This is a genomic window from gamma proteobacterium symbiont of Lampromicra miyakona (genome assembly GCF_059730895.1).
Genome location: NZ_AP035932.1, coordinates 1,440,273 through 1,461,617 on the forward strand (window position 1 = coordinate 1,440,273; position 21,345 = coordinate 1,461,617).

20 protein-coding genes are annotated in these 21,345 nt (G+C 58.6%); 9 read left to right on the forward strand and 11 right to left on the reverse strand.

Annotation, left to right across the window (positions count from 1 at the left end; translation table 11 throughout):
• Positions 1 to 29: 29 nt before the first annotated feature.
• From rsuA to AC6I8P_RS06620, 3 genes are all read left to right on the forward strand, one after another.
• Positions 30 to 752, forward strand: coding sequence for a 16S rRNA pseudouridine(516) synthase RsuA (gene rsuA / locus AC6I8P_RS06610; protein WP_021509252.1), 723 nt, complete (start codon positions 30 to 32; stop codon positions 750 to 752).
• Positions 753 to 764: 12 nt separating this feature from the next.
• On the forward strand, positions 765 to 1,958 hold the full coding sequence (locus AC6I8P_RS06615; RefSeq protein WP_021509253.1) for a Bcr/CflA family multidrug efflux MFS transporter: 1,194 nt from the start codon (positions 765 to 767) through the stop codon (positions 1,956 to 1,958).
• 331 nt (positions 1,959 to 2,289) lie between these two features.
• A complete protein-coding gene (locus tag AC6I8P_RS06620) occupies positions 2,290 to 2,616 on the forward strand; it encodes a YejG family protein (RefSeq protein WP_021509254.1) in 327 nt (108 codons plus the stop codon).
• Here AC6I8P_RS06620 and yejF read toward each other — a convergent pair.
• The 9 genes from yejF to yeiP form a co-directional block, all read right to left on the reverse strand.
• Positions 2,610 to 4,199 carry a microcin C ABC transporter ATP-binding protein YejF gene (yejF, locus tag AC6I8P_RS06625; protein ID WP_498031071.1) on the reverse strand — a complete coding sequence of 530 codons (1,590 nt, stop codon included), beginning with the start codon at positions 4,197 to 4,199 and terminating at the stop codon, positions 2,610 to 2,612. The two genes, AC6I8P_RS06620 and yejF, sit on opposite strands and share 7 nt — an antisense overlap.
• The gene (locus AC6I8P_RS06630; protein ID WP_498031158.1) at positions 4,200 to 5,222 is read right to left on the reverse strand and encodes an ABC transporter permease; all 1,023 of its coding nucleotides are present in this window, start codon (positions 5,220 to 5,222) and stop codon (positions 4,200 to 4,202) included.
• Positions 5,222 to 6,313: a microcin C ABC transporter permease YejB gene (locus tag AC6I8P_RS06635; protein ID WP_058757245.1), complete on the reverse strand. Its 1,092-nt coding sequence runs from the start codon at positions 6,311 to 6,313 to the stop codon at positions 5,222 to 5,224. Before AC6I8P_RS06635 ends, AC6I8P_RS06630 begins: the two co-directional genes overlap by 1 nt.
• Before the next feature lie 10 nt (positions 6,314 to 6,323).
• On the reverse strand, positions 6,324 to 8,132 hold the full coding sequence (locus AC6I8P_RS06640) for an extracellular solute-binding protein (RefSeq protein ID WP_498031072.1): 1,809 nt from the start codon (positions 8,130 to 8,132) through the stop codon (positions 6,324 to 6,326).
• A 65-nt stretch (positions 8,133 to 8,197) separates the two neighbouring features.
• Positions 8,198 to 9,763 (reverse strand): cyclic di-3',5'-guanosine monophosphate phosphodiesterase PdeN, encoded by a 1,566-nt coding sequence (gene pdeN, locus AC6I8P_RS06645; protein WP_058757525.1) that lies wholly within the window; start codon positions 9,761 to 9,763, stop codon positions 8,198 to 8,200.
• A gap of 226 nt (positions 9,764 to 9,989) precedes the next feature.
• Positions 9,990 to 10,565, reverse strand: a complete 576-nt coding sequence (gene mepS, locus AC6I8P_RS06650; RefSeq protein WP_031280047.1) for a bifunctional murein DD-endopeptidase/murein LD-carboxypeptidase — start codon at positions 10,563 to 10,565, stop codon at positions 9,990 to 9,992.
• 514 nt (positions 10,566 to 11,079) lie between these two features.
• Positions 11,080 to 11,787, reverse strand: coding sequence for a phosphatase PAP2 family protein (locus tag AC6I8P_RS06655; protein ID WP_058769930.1), 708 nt, complete (start codon positions 11,785 to 11,787; stop codon positions 11,080 to 11,082).
• A gap of 45 nt (positions 11,788 to 11,832) precedes the next feature.
• A complete protein-coding gene (locus AC6I8P_RS06660; RefSeq protein ID WP_021509262.1) occupies positions 11,833 to 12,807 on the reverse strand; it encodes a CobW family GTP-binding protein in 975 nt (324 codons plus the stop codon).
• A gap of 99 nt (positions 12,808 to 12,906) precedes the next feature.
• On the reverse strand, positions 12,907 to 13,479 hold the full coding sequence (gene yeiP, locus AC6I8P_RS06665; RefSeq protein WP_031280049.1) for an elongation factor P-like protein YeiP: 573 nt from the start codon (positions 13,477 to 13,479) through the stop codon (positions 12,907 to 12,909).
• Positions 13,480 to 13,631: 152 nt separating this feature from the next.
• On the opposite strand from yeiP, the gene AC6I8P_RS06670 reads away from it, so the two are divergent.
• The 4 genes from AC6I8P_RS06670 to fruA all read left to right on the forward strand — a co-directional run bounded on the left by AC6I8P_RS06670 (position 13,632) and on the right by fruA (position 17,943).
• Positions 13,632 to 13,886, forward strand: a complete 255-nt coding sequence (locus tag AC6I8P_RS06670) for a YkgJ family cysteine cluster protein (protein WP_058757250.1) — start codon at positions 13,632 to 13,634, stop codon at positions 13,884 to 13,886.
• 277 nt (positions 13,887 to 14,163) lie between these two features.
• Positions 14,164 to 15,294, forward strand: coding sequence for a fused PTS fructose transporter subunit IIA/HPr protein (gene fruB, locus AC6I8P_RS06675; RefSeq protein WP_058769932.1), 1,131 nt, complete (start codon positions 14,164 to 14,166; stop codon positions 15,292 to 15,294).
• Complete coding sequence (gene fruK / locus AC6I8P_RS06680) at positions 15,291 to 16,229, forward strand: 1-phosphofructokinase (RefSeq protein ID WP_021509266.1); 939 nt, start codon at positions 15,291 to 15,293, stop codon at positions 16,227 to 16,229. The genes fruB and fruK overlap by 4 nt, the downstream gene beginning before the upstream one ends.
• A gap of 16 nt (positions 16,230 to 16,245) precedes the next feature.
• Positions 16,246 to 17,943 carry a PTS fructose transporter subunit IIBC gene (fruA, locus tag AC6I8P_RS06685; RefSeq protein ID WP_021509267.1) on the forward strand — a complete coding sequence of 566 codons (1,698 nt, stop codon included), beginning with the start codon at positions 16,246 to 16,248 and terminating at the stop codon, positions 17,941 to 17,943.
• A 69-nt stretch (positions 17,944 to 18,012) separates the two neighbouring features.
• Here the strand turns inward: fruA and nfo are convergent, their stop codons facing one another.
• Both nfo and AC6I8P_RS06695 read right to left on the reverse strand, forming a co-directional pair.
• Positions 18,013 to 18,858 carry a deoxyribonuclease IV gene (nfo, locus tag AC6I8P_RS06690; protein WP_058775787.1) on the reverse strand — a complete coding sequence of 282 codons (846 nt, stop codon included), beginning with the start codon at positions 18,856 to 18,858 and terminating at the stop codon, positions 18,013 to 18,015.
• A 56-nt stretch (positions 18,859 to 18,914) separates the two neighbouring features.
• Positions 18,915 to 19,961 carry a YeiH family putative sulfate export transporter gene (locus tag AC6I8P_RS06695; RefSeq protein ID WP_494260160.1) on the reverse strand — a complete coding sequence of 349 codons (1,047 nt, stop codon included), beginning with the start codon at positions 19,959 to 19,961 and terminating at the stop codon, positions 18,915 to 18,917.
• A 106-nt stretch (positions 19,962 to 20,067) separates the two neighbouring features.
• On the opposite strand from AC6I8P_RS06695, the gene AC6I8P_RS06700 reads away from it, so the two are divergent.
• Positions 20,068 to 20,445 (forward strand): YkvA family protein, encoded by a 378-nt coding sequence (locus AC6I8P_RS06700; RefSeq protein WP_058757253.1) that lies wholly within the window; start codon positions 20,068 to 20,070, stop codon positions 20,443 to 20,445.
• A 9-nt stretch (positions 20,446 to 20,454) separates the two neighbouring features.
• Positions 20,455 to 21,321 carry a DNA-binding transcriptional regulator YeiE gene (gene yieE, locus AC6I8P_RS06705; RefSeq protein WP_058775786.1) on the forward strand — a complete coding sequence of 289 codons (867 nt, stop codon included), beginning with the start codon at positions 20,455 to 20,457 and terminating at the stop codon, positions 21,319 to 21,321.
• The last annotated feature ends 24 nt before the right edge of the window (positions 21,322 to 21,345 follow it).

Genomic DNA, 21,345 nt, shown 5'->3' on the forward strand with positions numbered 1-21,345 from the left:
TCCGCAGTAACAGGCAAAAAAGCGAATTCATGCGACTCGACAAATTCATATCTCAGCAACTGGAAGTTAGCCGTGCCATCGCCGGCCGTGAAATACGTGGCAGAAAGATCACCATCAATGGCGAAGTGGTGCGCGACACCGCGTATAAAGTCCTGCCGGACGATGCCGTAGAGTACGACGGCAATCCGCTGACGGTGCAGCAGGGCCCGCGCTATTTCATGCTGAATAAACCGCAGGGCTATGTCTGCTCCACCGACGATCCGGATCATCCCACCATTCTCTATTTCATTGAGGAGCCGGCGGCGTTCAAACTGCACGCGGCAGGGCGGCTGGATATTGATACCACCGGGCTGGTGCTGCTGACCGATGATGGTCAGTGGTCGCATCGCATTACCTCTCCGCGCCATCACCTTGAGAAAACCTACCTGGTGGAACTGGAGCAGCCGCTTGACGCGGGGCTGATCGAAAAATTTGCTGCCGGCATTCAGCTGCACAACGAGAAAGATCTGACCAAACCGGCGCAGCTGGAAATCCTCGATGAGAAAGCCGCGCGCCTCACCCTCAGTGAAGGGCGCTATCACCAGGTGAAACGTATGTTTGCGGCGATGGGCAACCACGTCACGGCGCTGCATCGTGAAAGCATCGGTGAGATTGTGCTGGATGAGGAGCTCGGTGAAGGCGAATACCGTGAACTGACCGAGGCGGAAATCAATAGCATCGGCCTGCCGGACGAACTGAAACAGCGCAAATAGCGGGAGACAGCGGTGCGTAAGGAAAAAAATTCACCGGTGGGATTAGTGGTGATTCTGGGATTGCTGGCGATGCTGATGCCGCTATCCATTGATATGTATCTGCCGGCGATGCCGCAAATTGCCCGTGAATTCGCGGTGTCGGCCGGCAGCGTACAGATGACGCTGAATCTCTACATCCTCGGCTTCGCCATTGGTCAGCTGGTGTATGGCCCGCTGGCCGACAGCTACGGACGTAAACCGGTGATTGTGCTTGGCACGCTGATTTTCGCCTGCGCGGCGGCAGCCTGTGCGCTGTCGCAATCCATTGACCAGCTGATTCTGATGCGTTTCCTGCACGGGCTCTCCGCCGCCGCGGCCAGCGTGGTGATCAACGCCCTGATGCGCGACAGTTATTCGAAAGAAGATTTCTCGCGCATGATGTCGTTTGTCATGCTGATCACCACCATTGCGCCGCTGCTGGCCCCGATCATCGGCGGCTGGCTGCTGCTGCTGTGGAACTGGCACGCCATCTTCTGGACGCTGGCGCTGGCGGCGCTGATTACCACCGTGCTGGTGGTAACGCAGATCCGCGAAACGCTTAAGCCCGAGCAGCGGCAGCGTTTTCACCTGCGCACCACGCTGAGCAATTTTGTCGCGCTGGTGCGGCACAAACGCGCCTTCAGCTATATGCTGGCAAGCGGCTTCTCGTTTGCCGGGCTGTTTACCTTTCTTAATGCCGGGCCGTTTGTTTACATTGAAGTGAACCATGTGTCGCCGCAGAATTTCGGCTACTACTTTGGCCTCAACGTGGTGTTTCTGTTTGTCATGACGCTGATTAACAGCCGCGCGGTGCGCCGTTTCGGACCGCTGGCGATGTTCCGCCTCGGTCTGCTGATTCAGTTTGCCATGGGCATCTGGCTGCTGATTGTCAGCGCGCTCAACCTCGGTTTCCTGCCGCTGGTGTTTGGCGTGGCAATGTTCATTGGCTGCGTATCGACCGTCTCCTCCAATGCGATGGCGGTGATCCTCGACGAATTTCCCCATATGGCCGGCACCGCATCCTCGCTGGCCGGTACGCTGCGCTTTGGCGTCGGTGCGCTGGTTGGCGCGCTACTGTCGCTGGTCAGCGTCAACAGCGCCTGGCCGATGGTCGCCACCATCGCGCTGTGCGCTACCGTCTCAATCGTGTTGTTCAGCTACGCCGCCCGTCCGCGCCACACCGCGTGATGGCGGCGGGTCGATCCTTAGCCTGCTGTTATTTCACCTCCTGATTTGCCCCTCTCCGCATTCTCGCTCTGCTTAATGTTTCCATATTGTGAAAATTAATTGATAAAAAAGTAACGACATTGCGTCTAAAATGATTGTTAAGCGCCGCGTAACGCGGTAAACATAGGCATAAATGCGAGAAAGCTCGCAAATAATAAAGTTGCATCACGCTTTGTGCTTAAAACGAGAAAGCTATCCTTGACGTCCGTATGCTGAGCTTGCCAGGTGGGGATTCACCGCGATGAAGCCGTCCGTTGTGAATAACGTTAATGTCTCTGGGAACCGAAACACTATGCTGCAACTCTCGGTTGTGCATCGTTTACCACAACTTTACCGCTGGTCGCTGGAACATGCCGGCGCCATTGAACGCCAGGAAGCAGCGAACGGCGCGCATGACGGGGATCTGGTCGCGCTGCGCCTGCTGAGCCATGATGGCCATCCGGCGCTGGAAATCCTGCAGCAGCTCCAGGAAACGCTGGCGCAGATTCAGGTCGAGTGCAAAATTGCCGAATGTGAAGGGCAGCCGTGTTTGCTGATTCAGCGCGGCGACGAGAGCGCCACTAACTGTTGTCTGAAAAATCAGGGCGTGGCGATCGCCGAAACCTTTGACGGTCACTGAGGCCCGATCTCGCCCTGCGCGGAGGCCAGCAGCTGACGCGTATACTCTGCTGCGGGCGCGTTGAACAGCGCTTCGCATTCACCCTGTTCCACCACTTCACCCTGGCGCAGCACCACCAGCTGATGACACAGCGCGCGCATCACCTGCAAATCGTGACTGATAAACAGATACGCCAGCTGATGCTGCTGCTGTAAACGGCGCAGCAGGGTGAGGATCTGCTTTTGCACCGAGCGGTCCAGCGACGAGGTGGGTTCATCCAGCACGATCAGCTGCGGCTGCAGGATCAGCGCGCGGGCAATGGCGATGCGCTGGCGCTGACCGCCAGAGAATTCCGCCGGGTAGCGGCTGCGGCTCGCTGCCTCCAGGCCAACCTCTTCCATCACCGCAATGACTCTGGCTTCCTGTTCGGCAGCACTAAGCTGCGGCTGGTGCACCGCCAGCCCTTCGGCAATCACCTGCTGTACCGTCATGCGCGGATTGAGTGAAGAGTTGGGATCCTGAAACACCACCTGAATGCGCTGGCGCAGCGGCAGTAGCTGCTTCGCGCTCAGCTGATGCAGCGGCTGGCCGTCGAACCAGATCTCGCCGCGCGCAGCAATCAGGCGCAGCAGCGCCAGGCCGGTGGTGCTTTTGCCTGACCCGGATTCGCCGACTAACCCGAGGCTTTCGCCGCGCCGCAGGGTAAAACTGAGATTGTGTAGCGCGGTTTTTTCCGCCACGGTGCGCTTCAGCAGTCCACGGCGAATCGGGAAACCCACCTGCAAATTAGTTACCTGCAACAGCGGCGGCGCGTCGATCAGCGGCACCGGTGCGCCGTCCGGCTCGGCGGCCAGCAGCTCGCGGGTATAAGGCTGCTGTGGCTGGCGAAACAGTGCGTCACAGCGGTTGTGTTCCACCTCGCGCCCGTTGCGCATCACCGTCACGCTGTGGGCCAGCTGACGCACAATGTTCAGGTTGTGGGTAATGAACAGCATGCCCATGTTCAGTTCACGCTGCAGTTCGCGCAGCAGCTGTAAAATCTGTGCCTGCACCGTGACGTCCAGCGCCGTAGTAGGCTCATCGGCAATCAGCAGTTTGGGCTGCGTCAGCAAGGCCATGGCGATCATCACGCGCTGGCGCTCGCCGCCGGACAGCTGGTGCGGAAAATCCTGCAGGCGCGTCGCGGCCCGGCGAATGCCTACGCGATCGAGGCAGTTGAGAATCTCAGCGCGCGCCGCTTCACGCCGCATGCCACGGTGCAGCGACAGCACTTCATACAGCTGCTTTTCCACGCTGTGCAGCGGATTGAGTGACACCATCGGCTCCTGAAAAATCATCGCCATCTGGTTGCCGCGCAGCCCGCGCATCTCACGTTCGCTGGCCTGTAACACATCGCGCCCGTCAAACAGGATCTCGCCCTGCGGATAACTCACCGGCGGCTGCGGCAGCAGACGCATAATCGACAGCGCCGTCACGCTCTTGCCCGATCCCGATTCGCCCACCAGCGCCAGCGTTTCGCCGGCGTCGATACGCAGCGAGATATCTTCCACCACGCGGCGCTGCTGAAACGCCACCGCCAGATGATTCACCGTTAACAAACTCATTTAGCGCCCCCGGCTCGGATCAAAGGCATCGCGCACCGCTTCGCCGATAAAAATCAGCAGCGACAGCAGCAGGGCGAGGGCGAAGAAGCCGGAAAGGCCAAGCCACGGTGCCTGTAAATTGTTTTTTCCCTGTAGCAGCAGTTCGCCCAGCGACGGCGAGCCCACCGGCAGGCCGAAGCCGAGAAAATCCAGTGAGGTCAACGTGGTGATCGAACCGCACAGGATAAACGGCAGAAAGGTGAGCGTGGCAACCATGGCGTTGGGCAACATGTGGCGCAGCATGATGCGGCTATCGCTCACGCCCAGCGCGCGTGCGGCGCGGATATAGTCAAAGTTGCGCGTGCGCAGGAACTCGGCGCGCACGACGCTCACCAGGCTCATCCAGCCGAAGATCACTGTCAGCAGTAACAGCCACCAGAAATTGGGCTGAATCACGCTGGAGAGCAGAATCAGCATGAACAGCGTCGGCATGCCGGACCACACTTCAATCAATCGCTGGCCGATGAGGTCAACGCGGCCGCCAAAGTAGCCCTGCAGGGCACCCACCACAATGCCAATCACGCTGGAGAACAGCGTTAACAGCAAACCGAACAGCAGCGAGATGCGCGTGCCGTACAGCAGACGCGCCAGTACATCGCCACCGTTAGCATCGGTACCCAGCCAGTTTTGCGCCGACGGCGGTGACGGGAAGGGCACGTCGGTGGCGAAATGAATGGTGCTGTCGCTGAAGCGGATGGGCGCCCACAGCGCCCAGCCCTGCTGATCAATACGTTGTTTCAGCCACGGATCCTGATAATCCGCCGGCGTGGCAAACTGGCCGCCAAAATCACTCTCGCTGTAGTTAAACAGCAGCGGTGCGTACCAGCGCTGCTGATAGTGCACCAGCAGCGGTTTGTCATTGGCTAATAATTCCGCGCCCAGCGACATCACAAAGATGAGCAGAAACAGCCACAGCGACCAGTAGCCGCGCCGGTTGTGACGAAAGCGCTGCCAGCGCTGCTGGTTAACGGGAGATAAACGCATCATCGGCCCTCAAAATCAATGCGTGGATCGACCAGCGTATAGGTCAGATCGCTGAGAATATTCATCAGCAGGCCAATCAGCGTAAAGATATACAGCGTGCCGAACATCACCGGATAGTCGCGCTGAATGGTGGCATCATAGCCGAGCAGCCCCATGCCGTTGAGTGAGAACATCACTTCGATCAGCACCGAGCTGGTGAAAAACATACTGATAAAGGTGGCGGGAAACCCGGCGATCACCAGCAGCATGGCGTTGCGGAACACGTGGCCGTACAGGATGCGCTTCTCATCCAGGCCCTTGGCGCGCGCCGTGACGACGTACTGTTTGCGCACCTCATCAAGGAACGAATTTTTCGTCAGCATGGTCAGGGTGGCAAAGCCGCCAATTACCGTAGCCAGCACCGGCAGGGTGATATGCCACAGATAATCGCTGATTTTGCTGTACCACGGCAGCGTATCAAACTGCGGCGAAGTGAGGCCGCGGAGCGGGAACCAGTCGAGATAGCTGCCGCCGGCAAAAAGCACAATCAGCATGATGGCAAACAAAAACGCCGGAATTGAGTAGCCGATGATGATAAAGATGCTGCTCCAGATATCAAACGCGCTGCCGTTGCGCACCGCTTTTTTGATGCCCAGCGGAATCGACACCAGATAGATGATCAGCGTGCTCCACAACCCGAGGCTGATCGACACCGGCAGGCTCTCTTTAATCAGCTGCAGCACCGAGGCGTTACGAAACAGGCTGTCGCCAAAGTCAAAACGCAGGTAATTCCACAGCATTTCGCCATAGCGCTGCAGCAGTGGCTTATCGAAGCCGTAGCGATGGGTTATTTCTGCCACCACCTCCGGATCCAGCCCGCGCGCGCCGCGGTACTGGCTGTCGCCGGGATTGTCGCGCACCAGCGCACCGCGCGCGCCGCTGTCACTGCCGCCGCCGCCAGGCAGACCGGTGCTATGACCAAACTGGATGTTGGCCAGCGCCTGATCGACCGGACCGCCCGGCGCAATCTGTACGATAAAGAAATTCAGGGTGATGATGGCCCACAGCGTGGGAATAATCAGCAACAGCCTGCGCAGGAAATAAGCACCCAAACCGCTCTCCTCAGCGTCGATCGGCCGGTAAACGACCGGCTTTGTTCACATCGTACCACCAGTTTTCCAGCCCGGTGGCAAACGCCGGTTTAATCTGCGGATGGGAAAACTTGTCCCACCAGGCCAGCCGCTGTTCGGCGTTGTACCACATCGGAATCATGTAGGCGTTCCACAGCAGCAGGCGATCCAGCGCCTGACCGAGCGGCAGCAGCGCTTTTTCATCGCCCTGATGCGCCACGATCTGCTGCACGAAATGGTCGACCAGCGGATCTTTTACCCGCGCGGTGTTCCATGAGGAGCTGATGTAATCCGACTGCCAGACATATTGCAGGCTGGTGGAGGGCCACGGCATCGCCTGATAAAGCGACGGAATCATGTCGTAATCGCCTTCGCGCAGCCGGCGCAGATATTGCGAACTGTCCACCTGACGCAGCGTCATCGTAATGCCAAGCCGTGCCAGGCTGTGCTGGAACGGCAGCGCCCAGTCGTTCTGAGAACCGCTGCGCAGCAACAGTTCAAACTGAAACGGCTGGCCGGTTTTCACGTTCACCAGCTGCTGATTTTTGATCTGCCAGCCGGCCTGCTTCAGCAGCGCCATCGCCCGCAGCAGATTGTTGCGGTCAAAGCCGCTGCCGTCAGAGTGCGGCGGCGCGTAGGCGTTGTTAAAGACCTCGGCAGGCAGCTGCGCCTTGTAGGGCGCGAGCAGGACCAGCTGAGCGGCGTCAGGATAGCCTTTGGCGGCATAAGCGGTGTTCTGGAAGTAGCTGTCGGTCCGCTTGTAAGCGCCGTAGAACAGCGCTTTGTTCATCCACTCAAAATCAAACGCCAGCGTCAGCGCCTCGCGCACGCGGCGGTCGGCAAACAATGCTTTCTCGTTATTGAACGCCAGCCAGCGCGTGTCGGTGGCGACGTCATTCGGCGTGGTGGCTTTCACAATGGCGTGGCTGGTGAAGTTGCGCCCGCGATATTGTGTGGCCCATTTCTTCGCCGAACTCTCTTCGCGCAGGTCATAGGCACCGGCCTTAAACGCTTCAAAAGCCACGTTGTCATCAAGATAGTAGTCGTAGCGCAGGGTATCAAAATTAAAGCGACCGCGGTTCACCGGCAGATTGGCCGCCCAGTAGTTCTTCACCCGGCTATACTGGATGAACTGGCCGGATTTGTACGAAGTGACGCGGTAAGGCCCGCTGGCGAGCGGCGGATAGCCAATAGGCTCATTGAATTTTTTGTTCTGCCAGAATTTTTCCGGCAGCACCGGCAGCGTGATCCAGCTCAGCACCAGGTCTTTGTCTGGTTTGGGCATCTCAATGCGCACCGTCAGCCGGTTCAGCGCTTTCACCTGCACGCCACGAAACGCCACGCGAAACTGCGGCACGCCTTCGGTCATGAATTTGCCGAAGGTGAAGGCGACATCCTGTGCGGTGATCGGCGTACCGTCCTGAAACTGCGCGTGCGGATTGATCGACACTTCCATCCAGTGATAATCGCTGGGATAGCGTGCTGATTCGGCGATCAGCGGATAGTAGCTGCCGGGCTCATCGTCTGAGGTGGTAAACAGGCCGTCGTACAGCGTGTCAGTGCCGATACCGGGGTTGCCGCGCGACGCATAGCGGTTGAAGTTGTCGTAAGTGCCCACCACGGCGAGGGTGATCTTGCCACCTTTTGGCGCCGCCGGATTGGCGTAATCATAATGGCTGAAGTTGACCGCGTATTTCGGTTCGCCCAGCTTCGCAAAGGCATAGCTTTCATGGATAGTGACCGCGTGCACCGGCGCAATGGCGCTGCACATCAGTAGTGCTGTGGCAAGACGAAGCAGCATAAGTGGGGCGCTCTCCTGTGGTAATCCGCACTGTATGGTAGCAGTTTCATGCGCGGTACGTGACGTTAACCCAAACTGGCCTGGCTCTGATAGTAGCTGATCAGCTTTTCCGGGCGCAGCGGGCGGCTAAACAGATATCCCTGCAGATGCGTGACGCCGCGGTTAACCAGCCAGGCCGCCTGGTCGCCGGTTTCCACCCCTTCCGCCACGGTTTTCAGGTTGAGTTTCTTTGCCAGCAGCAACACGGTGTCAAGCACCGGCGAGGTTACGGTTTCGGTGCCGATACTCTGCACAAAGCCGCGATCGATTTTCAGGTAATCGAACGGATATTTTTCCAGGTAGATCAGCGCGCTATGGCCAGTGCCGAAATCATCGATGGCAATCTTGAAATTGTGTTCATGCAGCCAGGCGAAGATTTCGCCGGCGTTCTTCTCCCGCACCATGGTGCGCTCGGTGATTTCAAAGACATAGTTAAAATGATCGGCGGGCATACTGGCGATCCACGCCTGGACGTCGCGGCGAAAACTGGCCGATGCCAGATGCTGCGGTGACATATTCAGACTGAGACGGGTGCCGCGCGGCAGTTGCTGACAGAGAAAACGCGCGTCGCGCGCTACCAGGCTGAACAGATGTTGGGTAAGAGGAATAATCAGGTTTTGCGCTTCGGCGTGGCTGATAAATACATCGGGTGGGATCATGCCTTCAACCGGGTGGGTCCAGCGCAGCAGCGCTTCAACGCCATAGGGTTTGCCGTTGTGTGCCGTTACCAGCGGCTGATACTCAACGTGAAACTGACCGCGCCGGATGCCGAGCAGGATTTCACGTCCCGGTCGCTGATGCAGCGACAGCAGCAGCCAGCTGATTGCGGCAACCAGCAGCGCCAGCAGCAGGCCGGTCAGCAAAGCCAGCGTGTAATCGCGTGAGGCCAGCGTGCTGCCGTAAAGCACAAAGCGCATGCTGCCGTCATCAAGCGTCAGGTCGGTGAGGGCGGGCGGCAAATCGCGGCTGCGCACCACCTGGCTGGTGCCGCTGAGCAGCGCGCTGTCGCCTGCCACCAGCGCCATGCGCGTGATTTCGGGATGGTAAGAGGCCAGCAGCTGGTAAGGCGTCATGCTGAGGTTCATGGTGGCGAGGATGCCGGTTTCGTTCGCTCCCGGACTTTTCAGCCACAGCGCCAGCGCTGGTTTGGCGGGCTGCAGCGGCGTGCCGGGCAGCAGGCGGACATCACGGTCGCGCTCCAGCTCTGAATCGGGTGAAATGGCGCTGGCGGCCAGCAGAAATGCGCCGGTAGCCGAGGAGCAGTAAGCGTTGCCGTCGCGTACCAGTAATATCGCGCGAATGTTGCCGGCAAAGGCGGCGCGAGAGGTCAGCTCACGGTTGACGCTGTTGCAGCTGAGTTGAGTGTATTGCTGCAGTGGATAAAGGCTCTCGACCAGGGTTGACATCACCTGTTGCAGATCGTCACGGCTGTGAGCCAGCAGCTGCTGGTGTTGCTGGACGCGTTTTTGCCAGGTCAGCGTGAGCAGGACGGTGACAAACAGGATAAAAAACGCGACCCCAATAATTACGCTACTCCAGGCGATGCGCCGCGAGTAGCTGGCATGACGATTTAACGTCCCCGACAGTGGCATGGAGTTGGTTCCCCTGATCTTGCCCTTTTTATTATAAAAACGCATACAACTGTGCTGGTTCAAGGCAACGAGAATATAACGAGGCTGCGCGAAAAGTCTCGTTATATTTTTGATTCACAATTACTTTTTCCGCCATGGATTTGGCTTAAGCAACCGCAGACGAAAAAAACGCTGCCGGGGCAGCGTTTTCAGATTCTCTGGCTGAGAACATCAGGAAGGAAGGGGGTTAACTGGGGTTTTTTGCCAGTACCCGACGCGCTTCGCGGTAGCGGTTTTTCCAGTAACTGTCGTTAAGGCTGGAAATCATCACGCCGCTGCTGGTAGACGCGTGTACAAAATTGTCGTTGCCGAGATAGATGCCGACATGACGACCGGTGGAGCCGGCGCGGAACAGCACTAAATCACCCGGACGCAGTTTACTGCGTGAAATCTCTTTACCGCTGTCCTGCTGTTCCGAGGTGGAACGCGGCAGCTCTAAACCAAACTGTTCGCGAAAGGTGCGCTGAACAAAAGCAGAACAGTCAATGCCGCGTTTGGTGTCGCCGCCTAAGCGATAACGCACACCTTTCCAGTCACTGTACTGCTCCATGATGCGGGACTTAACGTCCACGTTCTGCACCATTTGTTCAAATTCGTCCTGAGACGCCTGAAGTAAAAAACCATTCTGGTTGTTAACTTCATGATTCTCGTTATTCGCGTTCTGACCGTTATGGGTACTGCTACATGCCGATAAGAGGGTTGCTAATGCTACTGCGGGAATAATCCGCCTGAGGTATCTCAGAATTGGTTGAGACTTGACCATTGTACGTGTTTTCCTTCGATGTCCTTACGACAGAATGTCGCCAGCCAGATGACAAAACGGGTTGAGATTAATAAGTGCGACCCTCTAAGACAATTCCTTAATTACTAAAATGTGTTAATGCACACATTTTTGTTGCTTAAGGTACCGAATTTTATGCTGCACGGTAGTAATCGGAGTTGAGGTTAACCGATTACAGACCGCGTGGCGAGTGCTTTTATATAAATTTTTATAGGTTTTTTTGATGTGAAATCAATCTGTAACACAACGGTTACTTTATCAACAACTGGTAGCGATTTAAGCGTCAATTAACGGCAGGAACAGCGGCTAATTCTGGCGCTAAGGGAGATTTTAAGAGGGTTCTGACTGGACAGGCCAGGAATAACGCCATTGTCAGACGATTTGACGCATAGGTTTTTCTTTTATCAGAAAACGCTTAGTTAGCTAATAATTTATTGCAGGATTAAATAAGCGCAGGCGATCTTAAAAACAGGAAATAATCGCCCGCGCTAAACAATTACGCCTGGGGTTTATATTTTCCGGGCAGCGAACGATAGAGCCAGTTCACCAGTTTGTCGCTGGCCGGTGTTAATAACCACCAGCTCAGGCCCACCAGCACCACCGACAGCGAACCGACCGCGATATCGGTAAACCAGTGCGCGCCTGCCATTACGCGCGGCAGGGAAAAGAGCACCACAATCAGCAGGCCCATCAGGAAGGCGCGGAAGCCGAAATAGCGCCACATAAAGCAGGCGAAGATAATCAGCATCATGCCGTGGTCGCCGGGGAAGCTGTCTCTGGACGCATCTTTTGCCGGAATACCGGTCAGTTCGCTGACGCGATGCACGTTATCAAAGAACAGCGTCGGGCTGGCATGCTTAACCGGCAGCAGGTGGCCCAGCTGGTTAAGAATCACCGCCGTCAGCAGCATGGTGATACCAATCGCCAGCATACGACGTCGGCCCTGCGGCGTTTCGCGGCGCCAGAACCACAGATAGAGCAGGCCCATCGCCAGCAGCGACACCGCATCAAAACCGCGGAAATTGGTGATCGCCACCAGCAGCGCAAAGCCGTGATGGTCGACCATCTGGTCGTTAAAGCCAAAAAAGATGCCTTTGTCGAGAGCGAACCAGAACCCGTGCTCTGGCGGCAGATACCACGACATAAATAGCATCACACCCAGTGCATTCAGCAGCAGGATGGTGATCAAACGAGTAGTGCGCATAAAAGTAACTCAAAAAGAAAAAAATAACGGGCAAACCTACCGCAGCTAATTTAAACGAATCTTCAACAGGGCAGTCTGCAAGGCGTTCCAGTCGGTGGCCTGATGGTGGATCAATTCGATACGGCTATCCGGCGGCGTGACCGGGCGCGTTTCGATGAACAGGTCTTCGCCCTGACGATTAATGCTGACCAGACCGTCAGCGGTACGCAGCACGCCTTTCACGCGATCCACCGGCGCAAGCCGCGCCCACTCTAAAGCCGGAATGGTATCGAACACCGTGTCACCATCGAAAATCCAGCCACAGGAAGCATAGCCCTGACCTTCATTTAACGCACGACGCCAGCGCGCTTCGCCTTCCAGTTTCAGCGCCGCCAGCCCCTGCGGGCGTGGCGAATGATGATGATGCGCGGCATCGGGTACCGCACGATCCGCCAATGCCGGCTGACTCAGCAACGCCGGATCAATGTTGCCCCAGCTGGCTTCCACCAGTTGACGGTCGCCCAAATGCTGCTGCTGCCAGCTCGCCAGCCGCTGACGATCTTCCGCATCCCATTTGTCGCTCTTGTTGGCGATGATGATGTCTGCGGCGATCAGCTGGTCGCGAAAGTTTTCATTCTCCGTGACGCGCGTATCGGCTAACTGACGCGGATCGAGCAGCGTCAGCGTGGCGTCCACGCGGATCCACGGCTGATAGACCGCCGCACGCAGCATATTCAGTAACTGTTTGGGATGGCCAAGGCCGGTGGGTTCGATAATCAGGCGGTCCGGCTGAGTCTGCTTCAGCAGCATATTCAGCCCAACCTGCAGCGGCAGGCCGTTAACACAGCACATGCAGCCGCCGGGGATCTCTTTCAGCGTGGCGCCGCGGTCGGCGAGCAGGGCGCCGTCAATGCCGATCTCGCCAAACTCGTTGACCAGAATGGCCCACTTTTCATTGGCCGGTTTGTGCGCCAGCAGATGTAACAGGGTGGTGGTTTTACCGCTACCGAGAAAACCGGTAATCAGGTTCACGCGCGTCATGATTTACTCCGTTAAAATAGCCGCGCCGGACAACCGCATCCGGCGCGCAGGCTGTTGTTATACTATAACAATCAACCGCCGCCGGAGAAAATCGTGCGCTTAATCGGCGCGTCCCATATAACGACGCTCGGCAATATGGATACGGATGCGATCGCCATTGCTCAGGTACTCCGGCACCTGAATCGACAGCCCGGTGCTCATGCCCGCCGGTTTGGTGCGCGCACTGGCGGATGCCCCTTTGATGCCAGGTGAGGTATCAACAATCTCCATGTCTACCGTCTGCGGCAGTTCCAGCGCCAGCACCTGACCATCCATGGTGAGCACCTGGATACCGGGAATGCCGCCTTCCGGAATAAACAGCAGCTCTTCTTCGATCTGATCTTTTTTAAAGCTGTACGGCGTGTAATCTTCGTCATCCATAAACACGTATTCGTCGCCGTCGATGTATGAGAAGGTCACCGCGCGGCGGCTGAGCTGGATGGCATCAATAATGTCGTCACCCTTGAAGCGCTCTTCTACTTTCAGGCCGGTGCGCACATCGGTGAAACGCATCTTGTACAGCGTGGCGGCACCGCGCGCGCTCGGGCTCTGGACATCGATATCCTTCACCAGCAACAGTTTACCGTTCCAGGTGACGGCCATTCCTTTTTTGATTTCGTTTGCCTTTGGCATAATGCTTGACTCGCTATAACCAGGTAGATGCGCGCCAACTTACTCGCGCGGTGAAAAACAGGCAAGTGAGGCCGGTGAAAATTGTTGGTCGCGCATAGAATTCCGCGGTGCAGACTGCTATTGTCGGCCGCTAATCTTTGCAGGAGCGCATGATGTTATGTCGAGACCAGTGCGGTGCCTGCTGCACAGCCCCCTCCATCTCTTCCCCCATTCCGGGTATGCCTGACGGCAAACCGGCCAATACCCGCTGCGTTCAGCTTGACGAACAGCAGCGCTGCAAAATTTTTGGCTCGCCGCTGCGTCCGGCGGTGTGTGCCGGTTTACAGCCACAGGCGGAGATGTGCGGCAACAGCCGTGCCGACGCCATGATCTACCTGCTGCAGCTGGAAGCCGATACCGCGCCCTGAGTTTAAGCTGACGCGAGCTGAACAGAACGCTCGTCGCAGGTGCCGCGTTACAGCAACCCGTCAGCGCGCCCGCTGTGAAAAATCCTAAATCCGCCGCGAAGTGTGCGGAGCATCAAAAATCTGCTACGCCGATTGCGCATTTTCTTGCCTGTAATCGGGTGCTGTACCATATTCCCTGAAACGTTTCAGCGTTGTCCTCCCGGCTAAGTCCGTGTCGCACAGCGTATTTTTTCGCCATCAGGCTGAAACGATTCACTTTCAGCAAGCGAGGAGAAATATGTTCCAGCTCGAAGTTCAGGCCATTCACACCGGCGCCAGCGCGTCCGATAAAGAACAGGCCATTCGTCAGGTTGCCGCTGCGCTTACCGCGGCCGGAAATGTGGCCGAAGGCTACGTCGACGGCATGCTGGCGCGCGAACAGCAAACCACCACCTTTCTCGGCAACGGCATCGCCATTCCGCACGGCACCACCGATACCCGCGATCTGGTGCTGAAAACCGGTGTGCAGGTTTATCAGTTCCCGCAGGGCGTGGACTGGGGCGATGGCCAGACGGCGTACGTCGCCATCGGCATTGCCGCCAAATCTGACGAGCACCTCGCGCTGCTGCGCCAGCTGACCCACGTATTAAGCGATGACAGCATCGCGGAGCAGCTGAAATCTGCCTCTGCTGAAGAGCTGCGCGCGCTGCTGATGGGTGAAAAGCAGGCCGCTGAATTCCAGTTCGATACGTCGCTGATCGCCACTGACGTGGCCGCCAGCGATCTGATGACGCTGCAGGCGCTGAACGCTGGTCGTCTGCAGGCGGCCGGTGCCGTTGACGCCAGCTTTGTCGCGGACGTCGTCTCGCACGCGCCGCTCAGCCTCGGTCAGGGCATCTGGCTGAGCGACAGCACGCACGGCAACCTCAACAGCGCGGTGGCAGTGAGCCGCAGCGCGACGCCGCTGACACATCAGGGCGAACCGGTAGCGCTGCTGCTGACGGTCGCCGCCACCGATCAGCGCCCGCTTGAGGTGTTGGGTTACCTCAGCAATCTGCTGCTGAACAAGCAGGCTGAACGCCTGCTGAAGGCGGACGCGGCAGGCATTCTCGCGCTGCTGACCAGCGAAGTGGATGAAGCTGCGGACGTCTTAACCGCGGAATTCACCATCCGCAACGAGCACGGTCTGCATGCGCGTCCGGGCACCGCGCTGGTGAGCGTGATCAAGCAGTTCAACAGCGATATCACCGTGACCAATCTCGACGGCAGCGGTAAGCCGGCTAACGGGCGCAGCCTGATGAAGGTGGTCGCGCTGGGCGTGAAGAAAGGCCATCGTCTGCGTTTCACCGCCAGCGGTGACGATGCGCAGCAGGCACTGCACGCTATCGAAGAAGCCATTAATAGCGGTCTGGGCGAGGGGGCAGCATGAGTCGTCGCGTTGCCACTATCACCCTGAACCCGGCGTACGATCTGGTCGGCTACACGCCGGAGATCGAGCGTGGCGAAGTTAACCTGGTCAAAACCACCGGGCTGCACGCTGCGGGTAAAGGCATCAATGTCGCCAAAGTGCTGAAAGATCTCGGCATCGACGTCACCGTCGGCGGCTTCCTCGGCAAAGAGAATCAGGACGGCTTTCAGCAGCTGTTCAGCGAACTCGGCATCGCTAATCGTTTTCAGGTGGTGCAGGGCCGTACCCGCATTAACGTTAAGCTGACGGAAAAAGACGGCGACGTCACCGACCTCAACTTCTCGGGCTTTGACGTCACGCCACAGGACTGGGACCGCTTCACCGCCGACTCGCTGACCTGGCTGGGTCAGTTCGATATGGTGTGCGTCAGCGGCAGCCTGCCAGCCGGCGTTGCGCCGGACGCGTTCACCAAATGGATGAGCGATCTGCGCACCCACTGCCCATGCATCATTTTTGACAGCAGCCGTGAAGCGCTGGTGGCCGGTCTGAAAGCGGCACCGTGGCTGGTAAAACCCAATCGCCGCGAGCTGGAGATCTGGGCCGGCCGCAAGCTGCCGACGCTGCAGGATGTGATTGACGCCGCGCACCAGCTGCGCGAGCAGGGCATTGCCCACGTGGTGATCTCCCTCGGTGCGGAAGGCGCGCTGTGGGTCAATGCCTCAGGCGAATGGATCGCCAAACCGCCTGCGTGTGAAGTGGTCAGCACCGTAGGCGCCGGAGATTCGATGGTTGGCGGCCTGATTTATGGCCTGCTGATGCGGGAATCCAGTGAACACACGCTGCGTCTGGCGACGGCGGTGGCGGCCATGGCCGTCAGCCAGAGCAACGTCGGCGTGACCGATCGTACCCAGTTGGCCGCGATGATGGCGCGCGTCGACTTACAACCCGTTAACTAACAGCAGGAGAGCGATAATGAAAACGCTGCTGATAAAAGATTCGTCACTCGGCCTGGCATCGGGCCATTTAGCCTCGGAACGTCTGCAGGCGGCGGCAGGGCAGGCAGGACTGACGCTGGTCGACAGCGCCGCGGACGCCGAACTGGTGCTGGTGATTGGCCAGCAGGTTACCGACAACGCGCAGCTCGCCGGCAAGTCCGTTGCCCTCGTGGACGTGCAGCAGGCGCTGCGCGATCCGCAGGCCGCGCTGGCGCTGGCTAAAGATGCGGCGCAACCGTGGCAGCCGGCTGCGGCAACCCCGGCGGCAAGCGCACCGGCGCAGAGCACCGGGCAGAAACGTATTGTGGCCGTCACCGCCTGTCCGACCGGCGTGGCGCATACCTTCATGGCAGCCGAGGCGATTGAGGCGGAAGCCAGCAAGCGCGGCTGGTGGGTAAAAGTGGAAACCCGCGGCTCAGTCGGCGCCGGCAACCCGATCACCCCGGAAGAAGTGGCGGCGGCCGATCTGGTGATCGTTGCGGCGGATATTGACGTTGATCTGGCGAAGTTTGCCGGCAAGCCGATGTACCGCACCTCCACCAGTCTGGCGCTGAAGAAAACCGCACAGGAGCTGGATAAAGCGCAGGCGGAAGCCAAAGTCTGGCAGCCTTCCGGCAACCAGGCGGCAGCCAGCCAGAGCGACAGCAAAGAGAAAGCCGGTGCCTATCGGCATCTGCTGACCGGCGTATCTTATATGCTGCCGATGGTGGTCGCCGGCGGTCTGAGCATTGCGCTGTCATTCGCCTTTGGGATTACCGCGTTTAAAGAGCAGGGCACCTTAGCCGCGGCGCTGATGCAGATCGGTGGCGGCAGCGCCTTTGCGCTGATGGTGCCGGTGCTGGCGGGCTTTATCGCCTTCTCGATTGCTGACCGTCCGGGCCTGACGCCGGGTCTGATTGGCGGCATGATCGCCACCAGCATCAACGCCGGTTTCCTTGGCGGCATCATCGCCGGTTTCATCGCCGGTTACGCCGCGAAACTGCTGAGCAGCAAAGTGAAGCTGCCGCAAAGTATGGAAGCGCTGAAGCCGATTCTGATCATTCCGCTGGTGGCCAGTCTGATTACCGGCCTGCTGATGATTTACGTGGTAGGCAAACCGGTTGCTGGCATCATGAGCGGCCTGACCAGCTGGCTGGCGAACATGGGCACTGCTAACGCGGTCCTGCTGGGCGCGATTCTGGGCGGCATGATGTGTACCGACATGGGCGGTCCGGTGAACAAAGTGGCTTACGCGTTTGGTGTTGGTCTGCTGAGTTCGCAAACCTACGCGCCGATGGCCGCGATCATGGCGGCCGGTATGGTGCCACCGCTGGCGATGGGGCTGGCAACGCTGGTAGCGCGTCGTAAGTTCAATAAAGGTCAGCAGGAGGGCGGTAAAGCCGCGCTGGTACTCGGCCTGTGCTTTATCTCCGAAGGTGCCATTCCGTTTGCGGCGCGTGATCCGATGCGCGTGCTGCCATGCTGTATCGTGGGTGGCGCAGTGACCGGTGCGATCTCCATGGCGATGGGTGCCAAACTGATGGCGCCGCACGGCGGGCTGTTCGTCCTGCTGATTCCAGGCGCCATTACGCCGGTGCTGGGTTACCTGCTGGCGATTGTGATTGGTACGCTGATTGCGGGTCTGGGCTATGCGATTCTGAAACGTCCGGAAGAGGAACTGGCCAAAGCCGCGTAACGGCAGCCAGGAACAACAAAGGGAGCCGCGGCTCCCTTTTTTATTGACGACAGGCCCCGGTGAAACCCGTTACGCCTGCTGCTCGGCCTTCAGCCAGGCAATTTCATCCTTCCAGATATCCGGATTGATGGTTTCGAGAATCATCGGGATACCGTCAAAACGTGCATCCTTCATCAGCCAGCTAAACGCGGTCTTGCCAATGTTGCCCTCGCCGAGGCTGTGATGGCGATCCACGCGGCTGCCGAGCGTGCTTTTGGCATCGTTGAGGTGCATACCGCGCAGATACTGAAAGCCCACCACGCGCTCAAACTCGGCAAAGGTGGCTTCACAGGCGGCTTCGCTGCGTAAATCATATCCGCCAGCGAAGGCATGGCAGGTGTCGATGCATACGCCGACGCGCGACTTATCCTCGACGTGGTCAATAATCGCCGCGAGGTGTTCAAAGCGGAAACCGAGGTTGCTGCCCTGGCCGGCGGTATTCTCAATCACCGCTACCACGTTGTGGGTTTTATCCAGCGCAATGTTGATCGACTCGGCGATGCGCTTCAGGCAGGCATCTTCATCAATCTGCTGCAGGTGGCTGCCGGGATGGAAGTTGAGCAGCGTCAGACCAAGCTGTTCGGCGCGCTGCATCTCATCGATAAACGCCTCGCGCGATTTCTCCAGCGCGTCCATCACCGGGTGACCGAGGTTAATCAGATAGCTGTCGTGCGGCAGGATTTGCGCGGCGCTAAAGTTGTATTGATCGCAGGCGGTTTTAAAAGCGTCGATCACCTGCGCAGAGAGCGGCGCGGCTTTCCACTGGCGCTGATTTTTAGTGAACAGCGCAAAGGCTGTGGCTTCGATTTCATGGGCCCGGATCACTGCCTGGTCTACGCCGCCGGATGCGCTTACGTGTGCGCCGATATATTTCATGCCGCTCTCCTGAATGGGCGATTGCTGATGCAAAACGCCCATGATAGCGGATGCGCTTACGCCATGAAATGTTGCACCAGCACATTCAGTGCGCCGCCGCCGAGAATCAGCCAGATAAACATCAGCAGACCAAGCAGCAGCGGTTTGACGCCCGCCTGCTTCAGCGCGCCGAAACGGGTGGTTAAGCCCAGCGCCGCCATCGCCATCGCCAGCAGCAGATTCGCCAGCTGATTCAGTCCCGCTACCACCGGCGGTGGCAGCAGATGGAGCGAGTTAAACAGCGCCACCACAATAAACAATAGGGCAAACCACGGAAAGCGGATCGGCTGCTGTGCCTGACGCTGGTGGCTGCGCTGGCGCTGCAGCCAGCTGCCGAGGATCAGCAGAAACGGTGCCAGCATCATCACCCGCAGCATCTTGGCGATCACCGCCGTGTTCTCCGTTTCCGCGCCCATTGCATGGCCAGCCGCCACCACCTGCGCCACTTCGTGTAGCGTCGAGCCGGTAAAGACGCCAAAGTGCTGCGCGCTGACCTGCGGCAGCAGCGTCCAGAGAAACGGGTACAGCACAATGCCGACGGTGCCAAACAGCACCACGGTGGCCACCGCGACCGCCACTTTCGACGGTGCGGCTTTGATCACCGGTTCACTTGCCAGCACCGCTGCCGCACCGCAGATGCTGCTGCCGGCACCAATCAGCCACACGGTTTCGCGATCCATTTTCAGTAAACGGATGCCGATCAGGCAGGTGATCAGAAAGGTTGAGCTCAGCACCAGCACATCAATCAGCACGCCGCTGACGCCGACATCGGCGATCTGCTGCACGGTGATGCGGAAGCCGTAAAGAATGATGCCGAGTCGCAGCAGTCGCTGTTTGGCCAGCATCACCCCACTGTCACACGGTGTCGCAACGCGGGGATACAGGCTATTACCCAGCACGATGCCGATAATGATGGCCAGCGTCAGCGCGCCGAATCCCGCGCCCGCCAGCCACGGCTGACTGGCCAGCCACGCGGCGCCTGCGGCGATGGCGGCGGTCAGCAGCAGTCCCGGCAGCCAGCGATGAACATGAAAAGGGGTTTTGTTGACGCTTAGTTCAGCCATAATACGCTTCTCCTCAGTGAGGCTTTAGCGTGCGCCTGGCTGGCTTAAAAGTGAAATTGATAATATATTTATAATCAACCGGAATAAGTGATAAGGAAGGGCAACAATGTTCATGCGCTTGCGCCGCTGGGCGAAGCTCATCAAACGGGACGTGCTGACGCTGTGGTTTGCCTGTCGCGATCCGCGTACGCCGTGGTGGTTTAAGCTGCTGGCGTTTGGCATCGTCGCTTATGCGCTCAGCCCCATCGATCTGATTCCGGACTTCATCCCGATTATTGGCCTGCTGGATGACGCGATTATCATCCCGCTCGGCGTGATGATCCTGCTGCGTCTGCTGCCGCGCGACGTGCGCATCAGCAGCGCCGAACGCGCCGAGGTGCAGCGGGCGCGCGGCAAAAAGATCGTCAGCTGGAGCGGCCTGATTCTGATGCTGCTGATCTGGCTGGCGGTGGTGATCTATCTGGTGAAGCGGTACGCCATGTAAGGAGCACGCATGCACATTACGCTGCGTCAGATTGAAGTGTTTACCGAGGTGCTGAAAAGCGGCTCCACCACTCAGGCCTCACAGGTGCTGGCGCTGTCGCAGTCGGCGGTCAGTGCGGCCCTGGCCGATCTGGAAAGTCAGCTCGGCGTACAGCTGTTTGACCGCGTCGGCAAACGGCTGGTGCTCAACGAGCACGGCCGGCTGCTCTATCCGCGTGCGGTCGGGCTGCTGGAGCAGGCGATTGAGATCGAACAGCTGTTTAAAGAGGACAACGGAGCGATTCGCCTGTTTGCCAGCAGCACCATCGGCAACTATCTGCTGCCGGGGATGATCGCCGCGTATCGCCGTGATTTTCCCACGCTGCCGCTGGAGCTGAGCGTTGGCAACAGCCAGGACGCCATCAATGCGGTGGCCGATTTTCGCGTCGACATTGGCCTGATTGAAGGGCCGTGCCATGAGCCGGATATCATCAGCGAACCGTGGCTGGAAGATGAACTGGTGGTGTTCGCCGCGCCGGATGCGCCGCTGTTACAGCAGCCGGTGACGCTGGAGACGCTGGCCGCTGCGCCGTGGATCCTGCGCGAGCGCGGTTCCGGTACGCGTGAGATTGTCGATTACCTGCTGCTGTCGCACCTGCCGCAGTTTCAGCTGGGGATGGAGTTAGGCAATTCGGAGGCAATTAAACACGCGGTGCGCCACGGCATGGGCATCAGCTGCTTATCGCGCCGGGTGATTACGGATCTGCTGGAGGCGGGCACGCTGACGGAAGTGCCGGTGCCCCTGCCGCGCCTGACGCGTACCCTGTATCGCATCCATCACCGGCAGAAACATCTGTCGAAAGCGCTGAGCCGCTTCCTCGCCTATTGCCGGGAATAGCCGCGGTCTGCCCTGTGCTGTGGC